This is a genomic window from Arthrobacter sp. efr-133-TYG-118 (genome assembly GCF_030209755.1).
Classification (GTDB): Bacteria; Actinomycetota; Actinomycetes; order Actinomycetales; family Micrococcaceae; genus Arthrobacter.
In genome coordinates, this window is record NZ_JARVRH010000004.1 from 142,352 (window position 1) to 162,664 (window position 20,313).

Annotated in this window: 21 protein-coding genes; 11 read left to right on the plus strand and 10 right to left on the minus strand. The window is 64.2% G+C overall.

The features are described 5' to 3' along the window. Positions 1-139: 139 nt before the first annotated feature. Positions 140-1,159 (minus strand): class II fructose-bisphosphatase, encoded by a 1,020-nt coding sequence (glpX, locus tag QRN59_RS03145; protein WP_171983398.1) that lies wholly within the window; start codon positions 1,157-1,159, stop codon positions 140-142. Between the two features lie 204 nt (positions 1,160-1,363). Between glpX and QRN59_RS03150 the strand changes: the two genes are divergently transcribed. From QRN59_RS03150 to QRN59_RS03175, 6 genes are all read left to right on the plus strand, one after another. Next, positions 1,364-2,083 carry a DUF4245 domain-containing protein gene (locus tag QRN59_RS03150; protein WP_284981049.1) on the plus strand — a complete coding sequence of 240 codons (720 nt, stop codon included), beginning with the start codon at positions 1,364-1,366 and terminating at the stop codon, positions 2,081-2,083. Between the two features lie 9 nt (positions 2,084-2,092). Then, positions 2,093-2,707, plus strand: coding sequence for a carbonic anhydrase (locus QRN59_RS03155; RefSeq protein WP_284981050.1), 615 nt, complete (start codon positions 2,093-2,095; stop codon positions 2,705-2,707). Between the two features lie 98 nt (positions 2,708-2,805). Next, positions 2,806-4,242 (plus strand): class II fumarate hydratase, encoded by a 1,437-nt coding sequence (locus QRN59_RS03160; protein ID WP_284981051.1) that lies wholly within the window; start codon positions 2,806-2,808, stop codon positions 4,240-4,242. A 132-nt stretch (positions 4,243-4,374) separates the two neighbouring features. Next, a complete protein-coding gene (locus QRN59_RS03165; RefSeq protein ID WP_284981052.1) occupies positions 4,375-5,043 on the plus strand; it encodes a TetR/AcrR family transcriptional regulator in 669 nt (222 codons plus the stop codon). Next, complete coding sequence (locus QRN59_RS03170; RefSeq protein WP_284981053.1) at positions 5,040-6,785, plus strand: MDR family MFS transporter; 1,746 nt, start codon at positions 5,040-5,042, stop codon at positions 6,783-6,785. Before QRN59_RS03165 ends, QRN59_RS03170 begins: the two co-directional genes overlap by 4 nt. A gap of 204 nt (positions 6,786-6,989) precedes the next feature. Next, positions 6,990-7,190, plus strand: a complete 201-nt coding sequence (locus QRN59_RS03175) for a hypothetical protein (RefSeq protein WP_059387958.1) — start codon at positions 6,990-6,992, stop codon at positions 7,188-7,190. On the opposite strand, the gene QRN59_RS03180 is transcribed toward QRN59_RS03175, so the two are convergent. Continuing rightward, on the minus strand, positions 7,178-7,651 hold the full coding sequence (locus tag QRN59_RS03180; protein ID WP_284981054.1) for an NUDIX hydrolase: 474 nt from the start codon (positions 7,649-7,651) through the stop codon (positions 7,178-7,180). The two genes, QRN59_RS03175 and QRN59_RS03180, sit on opposite strands and share 13 nt — an antisense overlap. Positions 7,652-7,816: 165 nt before the next feature. Next, positions 7,817-8,398 carry a prepilin peptidase gene (locus QRN59_RS03185; protein WP_284981055.1) on the minus strand — a complete coding sequence of 194 codons (582 nt, stop codon included), beginning with the start codon at positions 8,396-8,398 and terminating at the stop codon, positions 7,817-7,819. 59 nt (positions 8,399-8,457) lie between these two features. Here QRN59_RS03185 and QRN59_RS03190 point away from each other — a divergent pair, with 59 nt between their 5' ends. Both QRN59_RS03190 and QRN59_RS03195 read left to right on the plus strand, forming a co-directional pair. Next, positions 8,458-9,228, plus strand: coding sequence for a hypothetical protein (locus QRN59_RS03190; protein ID WP_284981056.1), 771 nt, complete (start codon positions 8,458-8,460; stop codon positions 9,226-9,228). Between the two features lie 155 nt (positions 9,229-9,383). Next, on the plus strand, positions 9,384-10,028 hold the full coding sequence (locus tag QRN59_RS03195) for a GNAT family N-acetyltransferase (protein WP_284981057.1): 645 nt from the start codon (positions 9,384-9,386) through the stop codon (positions 10,026-10,028). Positions 10,029-10,244: 216 nt separating this feature from the next. Here QRN59_RS03195 and phoH2 read toward each other — a convergent pair whose 3' ends face one another. Both phoH2 and QRN59_RS03205 read right to left on the minus strand, forming a co-directional pair. After that, entirely contained in the window at positions 10,245-11,639 is a 1,395-nt protein-coding gene (phoH2, locus tag QRN59_RS03200) for an RNA 5'-3' helicase PhoH2 (RefSeq protein WP_284981058.1), read from the minus strand. A 249-nt stretch (positions 11,640-11,888) separates the two neighbouring features. Continuing rightward, positions 11,889-12,650 carry an isoprenyl transferase gene (locus tag QRN59_RS03205; protein WP_284981310.1) on the minus strand — a complete coding sequence of 254 codons (762 nt, stop codon included), beginning with the start codon at positions 12,648-12,650 and terminating at the stop codon, positions 11,889-11,891. A gap of 244 nt (positions 12,651-12,894) precedes the next feature. On the opposite strand from QRN59_RS03205, the gene trhA reads away from it, so the two are divergent. Next, positions 12,895-13,536 carry a PAQR family membrane homeostasis protein TrhA gene (gene trhA / locus QRN59_RS03210; protein ID WP_284981059.1) on the plus strand — a complete coding sequence of 214 codons (642 nt, stop codon included), beginning with the start codon at positions 12,895-12,897 and terminating at the stop codon, positions 13,534-13,536. Here the strand turns inward: trhA and QRN59_RS03215 are convergent. The 3 genes from QRN59_RS03215 to mca all read right to left on the minus strand — a co-directional run bounded on the left by QRN59_RS03215 (position 13,533) and on the right by mca (position 17,056). Beyond that, positions 13,533-15,797 carry a thioredoxin domain-containing protein gene (locus QRN59_RS03215; RefSeq protein ID WP_284981060.1) on the minus strand — a complete coding sequence of 755 codons (2,265 nt, stop codon included), beginning with the start codon at positions 15,795-15,797 and terminating at the stop codon, positions 13,533-13,535. The genes trhA and QRN59_RS03215 overlap by 4 nt on opposite strands. Next, complete coding sequence (locus tag QRN59_RS03220) at positions 15,775-16,080, minus strand: hypothetical protein (RefSeq protein WP_284981061.1); 306 nt, start codon at positions 16,078-16,080, stop codon at positions 15,775-15,777. The genes QRN59_RS03215 and QRN59_RS03220 overlap by 23 nt, the downstream gene beginning before the upstream one ends. A gap of 70 nt (positions 16,081-16,150) precedes the next feature. Beyond that, positions 16,151-17,056, minus strand: a complete 906-nt coding sequence (mca, locus tag QRN59_RS03225; protein ID WP_284981062.1) for a mycothiol conjugate amidase Mca — start codon at positions 17,054-17,056, stop codon at positions 16,151-16,153. Positions 17,057-17,185: 129 nt separating this feature from the next. Here mca and QRN59_RS03230 point away from each other — a divergent pair, with 129 nt between their 5' ends. Together QRN59_RS03230 and greA are read left to right on the plus strand one after the other, a co-directional pair. Next, positions 17,186-17,644, plus strand: coding sequence for a DUF4307 domain-containing protein (locus QRN59_RS03230; protein WP_284981063.1), 459 nt, complete (start codon positions 17,186-17,188; stop codon positions 17,642-17,644). Positions 17,645-17,797: 153 nt separating this feature from the next. Beyond that, positions 17,798-18,292 carry a transcription elongation factor GreA gene (greA, locus tag QRN59_RS03235; protein ID WP_236816230.1) on the plus strand — a complete coding sequence of 165 codons (495 nt, stop codon included), beginning with the start codon at positions 17,798-17,800 and terminating at the stop codon, positions 18,290-18,292. A gap of 142 nt (positions 18,293-18,434) precedes the next feature. On the opposite strand, the gene QRN59_RS03240 is transcribed toward greA, so the two are convergent. Then, positions 18,435-19,058, minus strand: a complete 624-nt coding sequence (locus QRN59_RS03240; protein ID WP_284981064.1) for a rhomboid family intramembrane serine protease — start codon at positions 19,056-19,058, stop codon at positions 18,435-18,437. A gap of 13 nt (positions 19,059-19,071) precedes the next feature. After that, the gene (gene ilvA, locus QRN59_RS03245; protein WP_284981065.1) at positions 19,072-20,310 is read right to left on the minus strand and encodes a threonine ammonia-lyase; all 1,239 of its coding nucleotides are present in this window, start codon (positions 20,308-20,310) and stop codon (positions 19,072-19,074) included. Between the last annotated feature and the right edge of the window lie 3 nt (positions 20,311-20,313).

Genomic DNA, 20,313 nt, shown 5'->3' on the forward strand with positions numbered 1-20,313 from the left:
CTCAATTCTTGCCCGGCTTCGAGTCCTAAATTGAGTTATCCACAGGACGGATTCCGCGGCTTAACGCGAACTGGCAGCAAATGCCTCCAAAATTCGATTTAGAGGGCATTTGCCGCCAGTTCGCGCGAGAGGGTGGGTCCTACTTGCGGGCGTAGCCTTCCCACTTGCTGGCCTGGTGCTCGCCGTCCACAAAGCGGATGGTGCCGGACTTGGAGCGCATCACGATGGACTGGGTCAGAACCTTGTCCTTGGAGTAGCGCACACCCTTGAGGAGGTCGCCGTCGGTGATGCCGGTCGCTGCGAAGTAGCAGTTATCGCTCGTGACGAGGTCGTTCGTGGAGAGGACGCGCTCGAGGTCGTGTCCGGCGTCGATGGCCTTCTGCTTCTCGTCGTCGCTCGTAGGCCACAGACGGCCCTGGATGACACCGCCGAGGGACTTGATGGCACACGCGGCAACAATACCTTCGGGGGTGCCGCCGATGCCCATCAGGGCGTCGACGCCGGTGCCGGAACGTGCGGCGGCGATGGCGCCGGCAACGTCGCCATCCATGATGAACTTGGTGCGGGCACCGGCTTCGCGGATTTCCTCCACCAGCGGGCGGTGGCGGTCGCGGTCCAGGATCATGACATTGAGCTGGTTGACCTTGACGCCCTTGGCCTTGGCGATCAGGTGCAGGTTCTGCTTCACCGGCAGGCGCAGGTCCACCATGTCAGCGGCTTCGGGACCCGTGACGAGCTTCTCCATGTAGAACACGGCCGAGGGATCGAACATGGTGCCGCGTTCGGCAACTGCCAGCACGGCGAGGGCGTTGTTGATGCCCAGGGCAGTCAGGCGGGTTCCATCGATGGGGTCGACGGCGACGTCGCACTCCGGTCCGGTGCCGTCACCGACGTGCTCGCCATTGAAGAGCATGGGGGCTTCGTCCTTTTCACCCTCGCCAATGACAACGACGCCGTTGAAATGGACGGTGTGGAGGAAGGAACGCATGGCGTCAACGGCGGCGCCGTCTGCCTTGTTCTTATCGCCGAAACCAACCCAGTGACCGCCGGCAATGGCGGCAGCTTCGGTAACCCGGACAAGTTCGAGGGCCAGGTTGCGGTCCGGCTCATCGGTCCCGACGGCGAGTGCCGGCGAAATCGTGGAATACTTCTGGGACATTGGCGCTGGAGACACGTGAACCTCTTCTTCGATGACGCGATTCGTGGGACCAGGAATGGCTGCGCTTGGCGGCCTGAATGATTCCTCTACAAGAGATCATAGTCGGGGCGGGGCGGCATGGTCATGGGATGACCAACTCCCGGAACGCCCCTTGCGGGGACCGGCCGATGTGTATTAGCCGCTTGGATAGGAGACTATTGAAGCGTGAGTGAAACGCAAGACAAAGCAATTGCCGCCGCCCCCTCCGACAGCGGAGGCGCCGGCGCAGCTGGCACCGACGACGCCGGTCAGCCGGCCGTCAGGCCCGTTATCGCGGCGAAAGCAGCCAAAAGGGCCAACGCATCGGTCATTGGCATGCTCATCGCGTTGCTCCTCTGCGTGTTGGCGTTCCTGCCGATCGTCCTCATGAATCCGGCGCCGAAGAGCAACGGTTACAAGCCCAACATCGATGTGGCCGCAACCGCAGCCAACGCGAAAGATGTGGCGGGTTTCACACCTGTTGCGCCGGATACCGGCGACACATTTAGTCCGAACTACGCCCGCTGGGCATCCGGGACCGGCGATGGCGTACCCACGTGGGAGGTCGGATACGTCACTCCCAAGCAGGCGTTCATCGGAATTGTCCAGACCCGCAAGGCCAATCCAACCTGGATTTTCCAGCAGGCCGGCAGCGCTCCGGTTACCGGCACCCGCAGCGCCGGCGGCCACGACTGGGAACTCCATGACACGGCCAAGGGCAACCGCAGCATGGTCCTGAACTACCGGGGCACCACGATCATCCTGAGCGGCAGCGCAGGACTGGACGAGTTCTCCACATTGGCCGCAGCCGTGGTCAAGGCGATGGACGCAGCTCCTGCCGCTTCCGCGGACGCGAGCACGAAGCCGGGCGACACAGTTTCGCAGCCTGCCACCGCTAAGCCGTAAAGTAGCGCCGTGGCTACCTACCTGACTCCTGCTCTTGCCTGGCGCCGTCTGCGCGAAGGAAACGAACGCTTTGTCGCCGGGGAGTCCTTGCACCCCAACCAGGACGCTTCCCGCCGGAACTCCCTAGTCGAGGACCAACATCCATTTGCCGTGATCTTCGGTTGCTCGGATTCCCGCCTGGCCGCGGAGATCATCTTCGACCTCGGCCTCGGCGATGCCTTCGTGGTCCGCACGGCCGGGCAAGTGATCGACGACGCCGTCCTCGGTTCGCTGGAGTACAGCATCTCCGAACTGCACGTCCCACTTATCGTGATCCTTGGCCACGACAGCTGCGGTGCCGTCACAGCGACCAAGAGTGCCGTCGAGACCGGTGAAATGCCCGCGGGATTCATCCGTTCCCTCGTGGAGCGCATCACGCCTTCCGTCCTCACCGCAATGCGCAACGAGCAGACGGACGTCAACGACATGGTGGTGGAGCACGTCAAGCAGACGGCCCGTCGCCTGGCGGACAGTTCCCGTGTGATTTCCGCCGCGATCGACGACGGCCGGGCCGCCGTCGTCGGGCTTTCCTACAAACTGGACGAAGGCCGCGCGGCGCTTGTTTCCGGGATCGGCAAGCTCTAAGCGGGATGCCGGGCCGCCCCCGAAGTGGCGGCAAGCAACGGCCGTAGCTTTGCTCCACCGGTTTTCGGTCAAGCGGCTGCTCGCCATAAGCTAGCCCCATGACTTCCACTCAAGAATCCAACACGGCCGAGTTCCGTATTGAACATGACACGATGGGCGAAGTTCGCGTTCCCGTGAACGCCCTGTACCGCGCCCAGACGCAGCGCGCCGTGGAGAACTTCCCGATCTCCGGCAAGACGCTTGAGCGCGCACACATCGAGGCCCTGGCCCGCGTCAAGAAGGCCGCGGCCCTGGCGAACGCTGAACTGGGAGTGCTCGACGGCGAGCTCGCCGAGGCGATTGCCAGCGCTGCCGACGAGGTTGCCGCCGGAAAGTACGACGGCGATTTCCCCATCGACGTCTTCCAGACCGGTTCGGGTACGTCGTCCAACATGAACACCAACGAGGTCATCGCCGAGCTGGCGACGCGTGCCCTCGCGGCCGCCGGGAGCGACAAAGTTGTCCACCCGAACGACCACGTCAACGCTTCCCAGTCCTCCAACGATGTCTTCCCGACGTCGGTCCACGTCGCCGCGACGTCGGCCTTGATCAACGACCTGATCCCGGCCCTCGACTACCTGGCTGCTTCCCTGGACCGCAAGGCCGTGGAGTTCAAGGACGTCGTCAAGTCCGGCCGCACCCACCTCATGGACGCCACTCCGGTGACCTTGGGCCAGGAGTTCGGCGGCTACGCCGCCCAGGTCCGCTACGGCATCGAGCGCATCAACGCGGCCCTCCCCCGTGTCGCCGAGGTCCCCCTGGGCGGAACCGCGGTCGGCACCGGCATCAACACCCCGGAAGGCTTCCCGGAGCGCGTCATCGAGCTCCTCGCAGCCGACACCGGCCTGCCGCTGACCGAGGCACGCGACCACTTCGAAGCGCAGGCCAACCGCGACGGCCTCATCGAGGGTTCCAGCCAGCTGCGCAACATCGCGATCTCCTTCATGAAGATCAACAACGACCTCCGCTGGATGGGTTCCGGCCCCAACACGGGACTTGGCGAAATCTCCATCCCGGACCTCCAGCCCGGCTCGTCGATCATGCCGGGCAAGGTCAACCCGGTCATCTGCGAAGCATCGATCATGGTCTGCGCCCAGGTCATCGGCAACGACACCGCCATCGCCTGGTCCGGTACCAACGGCGCCTTCGAGCTCAATGTCGGCATCCCCGTCATGGCTGCCAACCTGCTCGAATCGATCCGTCTCCTGGCCAACACCAGCCGCGTCATGGCCGACAAGATGATCGACGGCATCACGGCCAACGTGGAGCGGGCCCGCTTCCTGGCCGAGGCTTCCCCGTCCATCGTGACCCCGTTGAACAAGTTCATCGGTTACGAAGCAGCGGCAAAGATCGCCAAGAAAGCCGTCGCCGAGGGTTTGACCATCCGCGAAGCCGTGATCTCCCTTGGTTACCTTGAGCGCGGCGAACTGAGCGAAGAGCAGCTCGACAAGGCTCTCGACGTCACCACCATGACGCGCCCGGCCCACAAGGCCTAGCTTCCCGCCAGCCCGACTGGCCAGCCCGACGGCGGCCGGCACCTTTCCCACGGAAGGTGCCGGCCGCCGTCGTCGTTTCCGCTCACAGAAATTTTCTTGCACTTTTTCTAGCAAAGTGCAAAACTTTACTTTGTGGAAAATAGTGCAACTAACGACGGCGGACTCCGGGAGCGCAAGCGCGCACAGACCCGGGCGGCGATCACCGCCGTCGCACGGTCCTTGACGGCCCAGCGCGGACTCAGCGGATTCACCGTCGAGGAAGCCTGCGAAGAGGCCGGAATATCGCGGCGGACGTTCTTCAACTACTTCCACACCAAGGAAGACGCGGTGATCGGCTCGTTCTCCGACGAGCTTCCCGAAGACGCGCTGGAGGCCTTCAGCCGAAACCCCGCCCGTGCCATCGGCGCGATCTCCGACTCGCTGCTGTCCGCACTACGCCACTTCACCCTGGCGGTCCTCGAGCGCTCCACCGTCAGCCCTTCGGAGATCCGCCAGCTCATCGCAGCCGTCACGGCCGAGCCCCAGCTCCTGGGCCGGTTGACCCGCGAAGGCGAAGTCCGCGAGCGCCAGTTCGCCGAACTCATCGCCGCCCGGGAAGGCCTCACCGCAGACCAGCCCGAGATCATCATGGCCGCCGCGGTCTTCGGCGCGGTCACCAAGAAGACAAGCCAACAGTTCTTTTCCGAAGAGAACACCCGGCCGTACCGCGAATTGCTGGATCAGAACCTCAACGCAGCACGCGCGCTCTTCGCCCAACCGCTGGACACCGACCCCGCCGAAACCCTGAAGGATCAACCGTGAGTACCACTCTCAAGACCAAAGCGGCAGCACCGCTGCTCCTCACCCAGAGAAGGATCTGGATCATTTTCTCGGCGCTCATCGCCGGAATGCTGCTCTCCAGCCTGGACCAGACCATCGTGTCCACAGCCATGCCCACTATCGTCGGCAAGCTCGGCGGCGTGGAGAACCAGGCCTGGATCACCACGGCCTACCTGCTCGCCACCACCGTCGTCATGCCGATCTACGGCAAGTTCGGTGACATCCTGGGCCGCCGGAACCTGTTCCTGATTGCCATCGGTTTGTTCACGGCAGCCTCCATCGGCTGCGCCTTCGCCACCGACTTCTGGGGCTTCGTGATCTTCCGCGCAATCCAGGGCCTGGGCGGCGGCGGACTGATGATCCTGTCGCAGGCCATCATCGCCGACATCGTGCCCGCCAAGGAACGCGGCAAGTACATGGGCCCCCTCGGTGCCATCTTCGGCCTCTCCGCCGTGGCCGGTCCGCTCCTGGGCGGCTTCTTCGTCGATCACCTGACCTGGGAATGGGCCTTCTACATCAACATCCCCGTCGGCATTGCGGCCTTCACCATCGCCTGGTTCACCCTCACCCTGCCGAACAAGAAGGCCGAAAAGCGCATCGACATCCTTGGAGTCCTGTTGCTGTCGGCTGCCACGGCCTGCCTGATCTTCTTCACTGACTTCGGCGGAAAGAAGGACCAGGGCTGGGACTCCCCGCTCACTTGGGCCTTCGGCGCCGGCATGGTGCTTGCCGCTTTCCTCTTCCTCCTCGTGGAGCGCAAGGCAGAAGACCCCATCATTCCGCTGAGCCTGTTCAAGAACCGGATTTTCATCAACGCAACGGCCATCGGCTTCACCCTGGGCCTGGGCATGTTCGCGGCGATCGCCTTCGTGCCGACGTTCCTCCAGATGTCCTCCGGTACCTCAGCCGCCGTCTCCGGCCTGCTCATGCTGCCGATGATGGTTGGACTCATGGGTACCTCCATCTACTCCGGTATCCGCATCTCCAAGACCGGCAAGTACAAGATGTTCCCGATCCTCGGAGCGAGCCTCACGATCGTTGCGATGTTGTGGCTCACTACGCTCACCGCGGCAACTCCGATCTGGGTCATCTGCATCCAGCTGTTCATCTTCGGCGCGGGCCTGGGCTTGATCATGCAGGTCATCGTCCTGGTGGTCCAGAACGCGGTTCCGGCCGAGCAGATCGGCACGGCAACGAGCACCAACAACTACTTCCGCGAGGTCGGGGCATCGTTGGGCGTTGCCGTCTTCGGCTCGATCTTCACCACGCGGCTGGCCGAGTCCCTCACCAAGGCATTCACGGGCGCCGGGGCTTCCGCTGCACAGGCTGCACAGTCCACCAGCAAGCTTGATCCGCAGACCTTGGCCCAGTTGCCGGTCCAGGTCAAGGACGCCATCATCAACGCGTACGCCGATTCGCTGGCACCGGTGTTCTGGTACCTCATCCCGTTCATCGCGGCCGCCCTCCTGCTCGCCATCACCCTCAAGCAGATCCCGCTCTCCGACACCGCCGGAATGGTGGCCCGGGGAGAAGCTGTCGGGGGCGAGGAGGCGGAACGCCTTGAAGCCGAACGCATCGGAGGATCCTCCGAGGGTTCCGTCGAGGGTTTCGTCGAGGGGACCGTCGACGGGTCCTTCGACGCAGACGCCGAGCCGAAGGACGCAGACGCTGAGCCGACGCCCGGCCCGGTGGGCGACAACGACGGTGAGCTCGCCCGGCGCTGAAGCCAGGACATGCCCGGCCTTGGCTCGGACCAGTGGACATATGAGGAATATGCCCAGTGGCCGGATGCAAGGCCGGGCATGTCCACTGGCCCGAATGTCGGACTCGCTGGAGAGCCGCCCGGCCAACAGGGGCGCCGCAATCTTTGGGGGTTGCGGCGCCCCCGTGGCGTCTGGCATACGGGCGCCTGGCCTAGGCTGGAACCCATGAGTTCAGAGCCCGAGGAATCCGCGAACATCAGCCCGGCCGTTCGATGGGGATTAGGGGCAGTCCTTTTCGGCCTTCTGGCCGTCTCCATAGCCTCCGCCAAGGGTGAATGGTGGACCATCGTCGGCGCTATTGCCTGCGGTGCCGCCGCGTGCCTCTTCGCTGCCCGCGCGATCCTCGCGGCCCGTCAATCGCGCTGATACGCGACGGCGGAGCCCGGTTCCAGGGCAAGCCGGATGGTTTCGCGGTGGCCGGCACTGATGTCAGGCAACTCGTCCAGGGCAAACCAGCCGACGGCGATTGACTCGTCGTCGTTGACGCGGGCCTCCCCCGAGACATAGCGGCATTTGAAGGCAATATCCAGGAAGTCGCACACGTCACCATTGGGATACGTGACAGGGCCGATCACGCCCACTGCCAGGATGCGCTCAGTTTCGGCCACTACTGCAGTCTCCTCGAAGATCTCGCGGAGCAAACCGGGGGCCGGGTGTTCCCCTGGTTCCAGCATTCCGGTGATCAGGGTCCAACGGCCATTGTCAGCCCGTTGGCAAAGCAGGACCCGGTTCTCGTCGTCCAGCACCACGCCCCGAACGCCGGGCAGCCACAGCGGGTCGTTGCCGATCTTCTCGCGGATTTGCCGGATGAATTCCGGGATCGCCACGGCCTAGCCCGCTTTCGTTGAAACAGTCATCACCAACAAGAGCTCTGCCTCCGCTTCCGGATCGGATCCGCCAGTAGGGCGAGTATCCCACCGGCGATGCCCGAATGACAGCGGGCAAAGCTGCTCAAACCGTCGTCTCTCGCTCCCCTTTGCTCACGGCTCTCCTCACGCGGGCAGGGCAAACATCGCCGCAGCAGCACCGGCCAACATGAACGGCCCGAACGGTATTGATGATTTCAAAGTTCCCCGCCGGGCAGCCAAGACTCCAAGGCTCCACAGGCCGCCGAAGAGGAACGCCGCAAACGTTCCGGCGAAAAGATGCGCCCAACCCAGATAACCAAGGTAAAGGCCGAGGACACCGGCCAATTTGACGTCGCCGAAGCCCATCCCAGGCGGGTACACCAACCGCAGGATGAAGTAGAACACCCACAGCACTGCTCCCCCGGCCACGATTCCCAAGGCGGGCACCCCGAGGAAGGAGGCACCGCCGTCGGGCGCGGACCCTGCCGCTCCGGCACTGAGGTTCCCTGCCGCTCCGCCGGCCAGGGTGACAGCTATCGCCGCGCCGAGCAGCAACACACCGGCGATGGCATAGGACGGGAACACGATCCGGTTGGGCAACAAGTGGTGGCGGACGTCGATGACTGTGAGGCGGGCAGCCATGACCGCAAAGTACACACATGCTGCGAGCAGCAGCCAGAAGGCCGGGAAACTGGTCCCCCACAATTCGCCGAGTCGTCGGATCACCCTCGGATGCTATCGGTTTTCTCAAAGCTGCGCCGGTCACGCACCCTTAGACTGTGGATATGGGGCGCTACAGTGCAGAAATCCAAGGCAATTCCGACGCCGACATGTCCTCCACCTTCCGAAACCTCTGCCGTTCCTCCCCGTGGAAATGGACCAGCCTGAGGTTCGAATACGTGGACCGGCCGGGCGACACAGGAGCCACAGTGCGCGCCTGGTTGCGTCGACCGGGTGCGCTTAGGCTCGAAACCGTCGACGGCGCGTTGCTGCATAGCACCACGGGCATCAACGACTCCCGCGACGGGCTTTACCTTGGCTCCAAGCGCAAGTCCTGGCTGTTGCCGGCCCATTTGGTGACCCCCGTTTACGACTCCGCCGGCTTGGTCCGCCGGCGCCCCGAGGCCGCCTACGGCGAACCGTCTTTTGGGAACGGTCGGCTCGCTGCGGCCCTCGATCCTGTCGAGCTCGCCGGGAACGCGCCGGTGCCGATGGAGTTTCCCGAGTCCAACCGGGTGTCGTTCGGCCCCATTCGGGAAGTGGATCACGAGGGGCGTCCTGCCCTCGAAACCATCGCGACGCCCGGATCCAGCTACGTGGCGTCGGATGCGGCAAGGCCGCTCTGTTTCCCCGGACGCACGCTCCTGCGCGTGGACTCAGGAACGGGCGTGTGCGTTTCCAGCCAATCGCTCGACGGCGATACCACCGGCCAGGGGCACTGGATGCGGATCCTGGGGGTGGACGAATACATGCTGGACGATCTGTTCCTCGCCGAATCGATGAACCTCACCGATGTACGGAAGCACATCAGCTGGGACATCGGCCCCCGTTCGTAAGTGCGGTCCCCCATAGGAACGCCCGCTCACCAATACACACCTTCCCCCAACGCCCGCTCACCAACACACCCCGCCCACCCAACCCCCGCTCACCAACACACCCCGCCGGGCCGACGCACGGCAAGCTATCCCGACCCGTCCGCTAGGCTTCCCGGATGAACGAGCTAAGTGCCATCTGGCCCCTCTTCGGCCTCACCCTGACCACACCCCACTTGGAGTTGCGCCCCATCCAGGACGCTGACATCCCCGCGGCGATCAAGGCCGCCCTCAGCGGCATTCACGAGCCCGGAAAATCGCCCTTCAGCAACCCCTGGACGGAACTGCCCGAAGATGAGTTGGGCGCCAACATGGCCCGATGGTATTGGCGCTGCCGTGCAGGTATGACCCCGGAATCATGGACGCTCCTTCTCGGTATCTGGCACAACAACGAGTTCATTGGCTGCCAGGACGTAGAGGCAAAGAACTTCGCATCGTTGAAAACTCTCTCGACCGGTTCCTGGCTCAAGAAAGGCGCGCAAGGCCAAGGCCTCGGCAAGGAGATGCGCGCGGCGGCCCTCAGCTACGCCTTCGACTACCTGAACGCAGCGGTGGCGACCTCCGAAGCTGCCATTTGGAACAAGCAATCCCTGGGCGTTTCTGCCAGCCTCGGCTATGAACCCAACGGCAGTTACCTCGAGCAATGGGGCACCGACGCCGTGGAAGTCCAACGCGTTCACCTCCCCACGGCCTCCTTCATCCGGCCCGATTGGAAACTAAAGGTAGAAGGCCATGAAGCCGCAGCAAGGTTCCTGGGTTTGTGAGCGAGCGTCCGCAGAAAACCCGACACAGGTGAGCGAGCGTCCGGAAAAAACCCGACACAGGTGAGCGAGCGTCCGGAAAAAACCCGACATACGTGAGCGAGCGTCCGGAAGAAACCCGACATACGTGAGCGGGCGTCAGGGTCGGACGGACGCACAAGTGTCAGCGGAGGGCCGTGGCCCGGCGAACCCGGCCACGGCCCTCCGCGCAAATGCAGCCTAGATTTCCGCCCCTTCAAGCAGTTCCGTCACGAGAGCCGCGATCGGCGAGCGTTCGGAGCGGGTCAGTGTGATGTGGCCGAACAGCGGGTGCCCCTTGAGGGTCTCGACGACGGCGGCAACGCCGTCGTGCCGGCCGACACGGAGGTTGTCCCGTTGGGCGACGTCGTGGGTCAGGACGATCTTGGAGTTCTGGCCGATACGGCTCATGACCGTGAGGAGCACGTTCTTTTCGAGCGATTGGGCCTCGTCCACGATCACGAAGGCGTCATGGAGCGAACGTCCGCGGATGTGGGTCAGCGGCATGACTTCGAGCATGCCCCGGTCCATGACTTCTTCGACGACTTCCTGGCTGACGAGTGCACCGAGGGTGTCGAAGACCGCCTGCGCCCAGGGGTTCATCTTCTCTGCCTCGGAACCGGGCAGGTAGCCAAGTTCCTGTCCACCCACCGCGTACAGGGGGCGGAAGACGATCACCTTGCGGTGCTCCCGGCGCTCCAGGACGGCCTCGAGTCCAGCACACAAGGCCAATGCCGACTTTCCAGTGCCCGCGCGGCCACCGATCGAGACGATTCCGACGCTGGGATCCATGAGCAGGTCGATCGCAAGCCGTTGCTCCGCTGAGCGGCCGTGCAGTCCGAAGACATCACGGTCGCCCTTGACCAGCCGCACTTGCTTGTCCGCGCCCACGCGGCCGAGGGCGGACCCCCGGTTGGAGAGCAGCACCAGGCCCGTGTTGACGGGTAGCTCGGCCGCGGCCGGGATGAACACTGGTTCGTGCCCGTACAGGGTGGTGATTTCGTCCTCGCTGGCTTCGATCTCTGCCATGCCGGTCCAGCCGGAGTCCTTGACGAGTTCATTGCGGTATTCGTCTGCGAGCAGCCCCATGGCGGAGGCCTTGACGCGCATCGGGAGGTCTTTGGAGACGACCGTGACGTTGTGGCCTTCGTTGGCGAGGTTCTTGGCGACTGCCAGGATGCGGCTGTCGTTGTCCGCGCCGCGGAATCCTGCCGGCAGCACTTCGGTGGACACATGGTTCATCTCGACACGCAGCGTGCCGCCGTCGGATCCGATCGGGATGGATTGATTCAACCCGCCATGCTCGATGCGCAAGTCATCCAGGAGCCTGAGGGCCTTGCGTGCGAAGTAGCCCAACTCGGGATCGTGGCGTTTGCCTTCCAATTCAGTGATGACCACGATCGGGACAATGACTTCGTGCTCCGCGAAGCGCAGCAGGGCGTGCGGATCGGAAAGCAATACGGAAGTGTCAATCACATAGCTTCGGCCTGTCGGGGTCCCGGACTTTGCAGTCCGCCCACTGGCCCGCTTGGTGCGAGAGGTAGCTGAACTTTCCCCGTCGGAAACGACTACGGGCAGTTGCTCAGAAATAGCCACATCGACTCCAGCCCCGGGCGAACCCGGCTTATTCGTGAGGCGGCTCGGCCGGAAGGCCGGGCGCGGCCCCCCACGTAACTGGTGCGATGATTCGCTCCATCTACTGGCCTCCCCGATCAGCAGGCGGTTTGCCTACTGATGGGATTAACGTATTCCCGTGCGATTACATTTCCGGTTAGCCCAAACGGCGATTCGTGTAGACAAAATGTGAACTTCCTGTGAACGGGAGCGCACGGGGAAGGCACCGTGTCAGGAACCGAAGCGGCGCTGGCGGCCGGCATAGTCCCGCAGGGCCCGCAGGAAATCGACCTTGCGGAACGCGGGCCAGAGTGCCTCGCAAAAGTAGAACTCGCTGTAAGCGCTTTGCCACATGAGGAAACCGGACAAGCGCTGTTCACCTGATGTGCGGATCACCAGATCGGGGTCCGGCTGGCCGCGCGTGTAGAGGAAACGCGAGATGTCGTCCACTGAAAGTTCATCGGCAAGCTCGGTGATGTCGCGGCCGTGCGCGACGGCGTCGTGCAGCAGTTCCCGTACGGCGTCAACGATCTCGCGCCGTCCGCCGTAGCCGACGGCCACGTTCACATGGAGCCGCTCACGGATCGGAGTGCGGGCCGTGAGCTTGTTGAGCCGCTCGGCGAGGTAGCCCGGAAGGAGCTCGGGCGCACCCATGGCGTGGACCGAGATATCGGCGTCGTCATCCAAGCGATCGAGAGTGTTGGCGATGATTCCCATGAGCAGTTCGAGCTCTTCACTGGAACGGTTCATGTTGTCCGTCGAGAGCATGTACAGCGTGACGACTTTGACTCCAAGTTCCTGGCACCAGCCGAGGAATTCGTGGATCTTGTCTGCGCCTGCTTGATGGCCTTCGCTGGTTGGAGCGTTGAATTGCCGCGCCCAGCGGCGGTTGCCATCAACCATGACGCCGATGTGCCGGGGAATCTTCTCCTGCTCGAGCGAACGGAGCAGTTTGCGCTCGTAGAAGCCGTAGAGGAAGCCGGGCCACTCCATCCGGACACTCACCTGATTTCCTTTGAACAGCACGTGAAAAGCGAAACAAACGACGACGGCGGCTGGCCTGGTTGGCAGCCGGCCCTTCGGCCAAACAACAATCGGCACCTCCGGACTGCTGCCGTAGGCGCACCACCAAGGCTACCTTCCCAAGCTAGGCAGTCGGCACACTTGGGCGAGCGAAAACTAGTGCAAAACGCATTACTCCGCAGTAACTTATCCGGACCCGGGTTACGCTTTAACGATGTCGGAGCTGCTCACAACTAAACCAAGGTGGCGCGGCTGGATACATGCTGTGGCCACGCCTTTCGCCATCGCTGCAGGGATCGTCCTGGTGACACTGGCGCCGACGACAGATCGCAAAATCGCCTCCGCCATCTACGCTCTGACGGGTGTACTGCTCTTCGGCGTGTCCGCGGTCTACCACCGCGGCAATTGGGAGCCAAAGACCAGGATGGTCCTCAAGCGCCTGGACCACACCAACATCATGTTGGTGATCGCGGGCAGCTACACACCTCTCGCGTGGTCGCTCCTGGAGCGCCCCAAGGCCGTGCTCCTGCTGTGGGTGATCTGGTCCGGAGCGCTGCTGGGAGTGCTGTTCCGGGTTCTTTGGACCGGCGCTCCACGTTGGCTCTACGTGCCCATCTACGTCGCACTGGGCTGCGGGGCGTTGTTCTACCTGCCGGAGTTCTTCGCGGCGAACGTTCCGGCCGCGATCCTGATCTGTGTGGGAGGGGCCCTTTACATCGCTGGCGCTGTTTTCTACGGGATCAAGAAGCCCAACTTCAGTCCGTTGAACTTCGGCTTCCATGAACTCTTCCACGCCCTCACGGTGCTGGCCTTCGCCGCACATTTCGCCGCAATCATGATTGCTGTGCTGAGCTAGCCAGCGGCCTCCGTCATCGCGTCAAGGCGCTGTACCAGTTCCTCGACAGAGCCAAGCGGCAGGTCACACACCATCCCCCGGCACAAATACACCTGTGGTGAGCCGTCCGCAGCAGCAGTGCGGTACTCAAGCAGAGGCACCTCCGGTTCCGTGGCGCGGGACCCGGGCGGCGCGCCGTCGTTGGCCGCATTTTCGCCAGCCATACCGAGCTGGACCGCCACGACCATGCCCGGGCTCGGCGAGGCCAACAGGGCGCGATGGAGTTCCCGCTGCTTCTGGCCTGGAGGACCGGATATGGCGGCCTCTATGGGGCCGGCGACGGCCGCCTGGGCGGTCGCAAGCAGCCATCCCGCTACCCTAGGCGCCCGCCCGGCTATCGGCGGCAGGAGCGACAGGATGCTGCCTGCCATGGCCCTGTGCTCGTGCGAACCGGAGTATGCCGCATAGCTCAGCAACACTCCGGCAAAGGCCGCTGCCCCGCTCGGCGCCGCATTGTCGAAGGGGTCCAGGCCCGCGTGCTGGCCCTGCGCGTTGAATACCTGGGCCGACTCCCCCACGGAGTCCGACAACCTGCCGTCCGCCACGAAGCGCGCGCAGGCTCCGCTGATCAGCTCCTCCGCGAACCCGTACCAGCGCCTCCGGCCAGTCACGGCGTAGAGCGCCAGGAAGCCTTCGGCGCAAAACGCATAGTCTTCCAACAGGCCGCTGATCCCTCTCGCAACTCCGTCGTGCGAGACCCTGATCAGCACCCCCGCGCCGGGTTTTGAGGTGCCGGATTTAGACGCGCCGGGCGTGGATGTTTCGGAGCCGGTCGCCGGACGCCAATGCACGCGCATCAGGTACTCGGCCAAGCTTTCCGCCGCGGCCACGAGTTCCGGCCTGTCCAGGACCGCACCGGCTTCGGCAAGGGCTGCGATGGCCAGGCCGTTCCAGCCCGCTACTACTTTGTCGTCCCGGGCCGGCTGGGGGCGGGCCGAGCGTGCGGCGCGCAAGGCGGGCCTGACACGGTTCCACAACCGCGATTCCACGCCGGACAGCCGGCGCCCGGGATGGAGGGGAGATCCCAGCTCCGAGACCGTCCCCGACGGCCCCACGTTCATCAGCCGGGCCACGGCCGCGCCGTCCCCCGGTCCAAGCACGGCCTCGAGGCCCGCAGGAGTCCATAGATAAGACGCACCTTCGTGATGCACTCTGTCCACCACGGTATCGGCGTCAAGCGAGGAAGCGAGTCCACCCGGGATTGCGGGATCGCCCACGCCGAGCGAATCCAGCATCCAATCCGCCACCCGCGACGCCACACTCGCGGCCTCGCCGGCCGGCAGGACCCAGTCGCCTTGGAGCCGGACCCAGTGGACGTAGACGCGGAGAAGCTGGGCATTGTCGTAGAGCATCTTCTCGAAATGCGGCACGGACCAGTCCGCGGTCACGGAATACCGGGCGAAGCCGCCGTCGAGCTGGTCGCACAGTGCGGAACGGGCCATCGCGGCGAGAGTGCGGCCCGCCATGTCGCGGGCGGCGTCCGAGGTATCCGACGGCACGGCAGCGTGCCGAATCAGGAACTCAAGAACCGCCGACGGCGGGAACTTGGGAGCGCCGCCGAAGCCGCCGTCGTCGGGGTCTTCCGAACGTGCGAGAAGACGCACTGCTTCCGACAGCAGGCTTGTGTCCAGGCTTTCGGATGGTCTATCGAGGAACACCGCCGAGGCGAGCTGGGCATTGGCCATGCCGGCGGCGAGCCTCCGCGCGTTCTGCTCGACGGCGTCGCGGCGTTCCAGCCACGCCTCCCGGACCGCCTCAAGCACCTGGCGGAAGGACGGCCTTCCGGGCTGTGGCGTTGGCGGGAAATAGGTGCCTGCATGGAAGGCCAAACCATCGGGCGTCAGGAAGACGGACATCGGCCAGCCGCCCTCGCCGCTGATCGCCTGGGTGGCTGCCATGTAGATCGAGTCCACGTCGGGGCGTTCTTCGCGGTCTACCTTGATGGCCACGAAGTGGGCGTTCAGGTAATCGGCGGTGTCCTGGTCTTCGAAGGACTCGTGGGCCATGACGTGGCACCAGTGGCACGCGGCATAGCCGATAGAGAGAAAAACGGGAACATCGCGGGCCGCCGCGAACGCAAAGGCCTCATCGCCGAACGGCCGCCAGTGCACCGGATTGTCCGCATGCTGGCGGAGATAGGCGGACGGTTCCGAGCCAAGGGCGTTGGACGCCCCCGGCCATTCCCGGGTCATGCCCGGGTCAGCGGGCTCCGGAGCCGGCATCGCCGTCGGACTCTTCAACGCCCGGCTTGCCCGAGACGACGCCGCCGTCATCAGCGCCGTCGGTCTCGCCGACAAGGGCTTCCTCAACCTGGGCGCGGTAGCGGACCCGCCGGATCCGGCGGACCATGTCAACGATCAGGAAGGTCGTGAGCACCACGATGAAGGCAGTCAGGACGAAGCCCCAGGTTCCCGGGGTCACCTGGTCTTCCGACAAGCCGGGGCGCAGCGACGGGGTCGGGGTAGGCGACGGGGTCGTGGCCAGGGCGATGAGAAAGTGGTGCACGGTTCAAACCTTCTATGGGAGTTTCCAGCCGGTTGGCGACTTCTACGCTTGATAGAAATCGCCGGCGATCCTATCTTAGCCCTGCGAACAGGTCCTTTTCCGGCAGTTCGGCCGGGATCCGGGAGTGGACCAGGGTGTAGTCCTCCCACGGCCAGGCCCTGCGCTGCATCTCCGGCGACACTGCGAAGAAGAAGCCGAGCGGATCTATCTGTGTCCGATGCGCCCTGAGTGCGTCGTCACGGGCCTCGAAGTAGTCACCGCAATCCACTTGCGTGGTTGTCTGGTGCATCGGCCTCGGCGGAGTGTGGCCTTCCGCGTCGGCTTCAAGCCAGGAAGCGAGGCGTTCGGCATAAGGCGATTGCAGGCCGGCCTCTTCGAGTGCGAAATGCAAGGCACGGAAACGGTCGGGGCTGAAGGCGCGGTCGTAGTACAGCTTGCTGGGCTCCCAGCTTTCGCCTGTCCCCGGGTAGCGCTCCGGGTCACCGGCAGCGTCGAAGGCTTCGACGGCAACTTTGTGGGCCATGATGTGGTCCGGATGCGGATAGCCGCCGTTTTCGTCGTAGCTCACCATGACGTGCGGCTTGAAGTCGCGGACCAAGCGGACCAGGGGTGCCGCCGCCCGCTCAAGGGGCTGAAGCGCAAAGCAGCCGCTAGGCAGGGGTGGCAACGGATCGCCGTCGGGCAGTCCGGAATCCACGAAACCCAACCACCGCTGCTTTATTCCCAGGACCGAGGCAGCTTGCTTCATTTCCAGGCGGCGCGCGCCTGCCATGTCCCGCTTCGGGTGCGGAGCCGACTCCATGGCGGGGTTCTGGATGTCCCCGCGTGAACCGTCGGTGCACGTAGCCACCATGACCTCCACGCCGGAAGCCGCGTACATCGCCATGGTTGCCGCACCCTTGCTTGACTCGTCGTCCGGATGTGCGTGGACGGCGAGCAGCCGGAGCTGCGTGTCGGGGCTGGTGGATGTGCTCATCCGGTACGGTTCCTCTTTCCGGGTAATGCTGTTCTGGGTTTGTTGATGGCTGTGTACTGATCCGGCATTTCCAACGCGTGCGACTCCGCCGTGTGCGAGGAGGCGCCGGAAGCCCACTAAACTGGGTGGGTGACTTCGGAAGACCCATCGGGCACGGCGCTGCCGGCAACTACCAGCCTAGCCAATCGCTACGGCAGCCAAAAGCGCGCCCTCGGAGGGAAAACCAAACGGAACGTCGTCATTGCCGTCCTCCTCGTGGCCATCGGGCTCTTGTTTTGGGTCACCACGTCTTCCTCGCAGTCGTCCGTGTCCTTCAAGGACATCGGCTACAGCGCCACCGACGCCACCCAGCTGTCGGTCGATTTCCAGGTCACCAAGAGCCCCGATGCCACCGCAAAATGCGCGGTCAAGGCGATGGACTCCAAGTTCGCGGTGGTCGGCTGGAAAGTCGTCGAGATCGGCCCGAACGCCCCCAAGGCAGGCGCCGACGGCGGCCAGACAACTGCCCAAAGGACCATCCTTCGCACCGAGTCCGAGGCCGTGTCCGCCGTCGTGGACAACTGCTGGATTGTTGGCAGCAGCAAATAGCAAAGGTGTGACCCGCGACTCAGTGAGCTTGGGTTTGTCCACAGGATTGACTACACTGGATCAATACCTTAACCCCGCTGAGTTGGTTGCTGAGTTCCACGAGTGGCCTGCACCGGCGGGGTCTTTGCTTGTCAGATCCATAAGGAGAAGTCCGTGTCGACCACCAACAGCGCGCCTGCAGCTTGGCTTACCCAGGACGCATTTGACCGCCTGAAGGCAGAGCTGGACCACCTTTCCGGCCCTGGCCGTGCGGAGATCGTACAGAAGATCGAAGCCGCCCGTCAGGAAGGCGACCTCAAGGAAAACGGTGGATACCACGCCGCCAAGGAAGAGCAGGGCAAGATCGAGGCCCGCATCCGCCAGCTGACCGTGCTCCTGCGCGACGCCCAGGTCGGCGAAGCTCCGGCCGATGACGGAATCGTCGAGCAGGGCATGGTCGTCGTCGCCCGCATCGCTGGTGACGAAGAGACCTTCCTGCTCGGATCCCGCGAAATCGCCGGCGATTCCGATCTCAACGTCTTCAGCGAGAAGTCCCCGCTCGGCGTAGCGATCATGGGCCACAAGGAAGGCGACAAGATCAGCTACGTCGCCCCGAACGGCAAGGAAATTCCGGTGGAGATTGTTTCCGCCAAGCCGTTCGCCGGCTGATAGTTCCGCGAAACAACGACGCCGGCCCACCCCTTCGCGGGGAGGGCCGGCGTCGTTGTTCCCCCCAAGTAGCTCGCAGTTGTTGTCGTTTTGAGGGCTCAGAACGACAACAACTGCGAGTCAGTTGGGCTGGGCTACGGCGTTAGTTGGGCTGGGCCACGGCGCGGGGACGCGGGCGCAGCAGCACTGCGGCCACCACACCCCCTACGGCCCCGCCAAGGTGCGCCTGCCAGGAGACGATCCCCATCACGAGGGGCAGCAAGCCGAACAAGATGCTGCCATACGCCAGGAAAAGCACCACGGACAACAGGATTTGCCACCAGCTGCGGTTGAAGAAGCCGCGCACCAGCAGGAACGCGAAGAGCCCGAAAACCAGGCCCGACGCGCCCACTGTCACCCCTCCCCCGCCGATGAGCCAGACCGCAAGGCCTGAGCCTAGCCAGCTAAACGCAAGAGCCGTCAGGAACACCCGGAGACCGGACAGGAACACCAGGAATCCGAAGATGACCAACGGCAGCGCATTGGACAGGAGATGGCCGAAATTGGCATGGAGCAACGGGAACGTCAGGATGTCGAACACCCCGTCCACGCTCCGCGGCCGCAGCCCGAAAATGACGTTGAGGCTGTGTGACATCAAGGTGTTGACCAGTTCGATCACAGCCAGCAGCGCTACGAAGCCGCCCATGAACAGCAATCCGCCCTTGGCGCGGGTGGCCAGTGAATCCTTGGCCGGTATCTGCCCGTCCTCGTCGCGGTAAAGCGCCATGGTCAGCAGCCCGTCAGTGCACGACGATCGGGTGGAAGCCCTCGGCCCGAAGGGCTGCCAGGACCTGCTCACTGTGCTCGTGGCCTTTGGTTTCCAGGTTGACGGTGATGGAGACGTCGCCCATGCTGATCGCACCACCCACGCGGGTGTGGTCCAGTCCGGTCACATTGGCATCGTTTTCGGCGATGATCCGGGCGATGGTGGCCAAGGAACCGGGCCGGTCGTCCAGCATCATGCGCACGGTCATGTAGCGTCCGGCCGCTGAGAGGCCGCGCTGGATCACCTTGAGCATCAGCATGGGGTCGATGTTGCCGCCGGACAGGATGACGGCAGTGGTTCCGGGGTTTTCGATCTTGCCGTCCATGAGGGCCGCGACCCCGACAGCACCGGCCGGCTCGACCACCATCTTGGCCCGCTCGAGCAGGAAGATGAGCGCCCGGGCCAAGGAGTCTTCGCTCACGGTCACGACGTCGTCCACGAGTTCGCGGATGATGCTGAAAGGCAGCTGGCCGGGGCGACCGACGGCGATGCCATCCGCCATCGTGGAAACCTTCTTGAGCGGCACCAAGGCATCAGCGGCGAGCGACGGCGGGTAGGCGGCCGCATTCTCGGCCTGCACTCCGATGATCCGGATCTCGCGTCCCAGCTCCCTGGCCCTCGCTTTGACGGCGACTGCGACGCCGGCGAGCAAGCCGCCGCCGCCAACGCCCATGAGGATAGTGTCAACGTTGGGGACCTGGTCCAGGATTTCGAGCCCGACGGTGCCTTGGCCCGCCACGACGTCGACATTGTCGAAGGGGTGGACGAAGACGGCACCCGTTTCGTTCGCGTAGCGCTGCGCCTCGGCCAGTGCCTCATCGACGTTGTGTCCGTGCAGGACAACTTCGGCTCCGTGGCTGCGGGTCGCGGCAAGCTTCGGAAGCGCTACACCGAGCGGCATGTAGATGCGTGCCTTGATTCCCAGGCTTTTCGCCGCCACAGCAACGCCTTGCGCGTGGTTGCCTGCCGAAGCCGCGACCACACCGCGTTTCTTTTCCTCAGGAGACAGGCGCGCCATCCGCACGTAGGCACCACGGACCTTGAAGGAACCTGCCCGCTGGAGGTTCTCGCATTTGAAGAAGACCTCTCCGCCTACCATGGCTCCCAGTGCCCGCGAGGACTCGATGGGGGTCTTGGTAATAATGCCCTCGAGCAGCTCCCGCGCCTTAAGGACATCGTCCAGGGTGACGGGCAGGGTATCGAGGGTATTCACGGG